Origin of the sequence: Romboutsia sp. 13368, from assembly GCF_018336475.1 — a bacterium.
Lineage (GTDB): Bacteria > Bacillota > Clostridia > Peptostreptococcales > Peptostreptococcaceae > Romboutsia.
The window spans coordinates 1,287,430-1,287,731 of sequence record NZ_CP048741.1 but is presented as its reverse complement, the minus strand read 5'-3'; the positions used below and the strand labels follow the sequence as shown (position 1 = coordinate 1,287,731).

Below are 302 nucleotides of genomic sequence, written 5' to 3'. Positions count from 1 at the left end.
TTCGCTACTTCTTCGTGTTGCAAAAGAAGCTAATGTTAGAAAGTTCTACGGACAAGAGCTTACATCAACAACTTATAACTTAGCTCGTATGAATATGTTACTTCATGATATAAACTATACAAACTTTGATATAAAAAATGATAATACATTAGAAAACCCACAACATATGGGAATGAARTTTGAAGCAATAGTTGCAAACCCTCCATACTCTGCTAACTGGAGTGCAGATGCTAAGTTTTTAGATGATGAAAGATTTAGTGCMTATGGAAAACTTGCACCAAAGAGTAAAGCAGACTTTGCAT

The 302-nt window shown here is 33.7% G+C and carries 1 protein-coding gene; it reads left to right on the top strand.

What is annotated here, in order from left to right:
• Positions 1–302, top strand: a 302-nt coding sequence (locus G3997_RS05190) for an N-6 DNA methylase (protein WP_296649168.1), incomplete at both ends; no start/stop codon positions are given.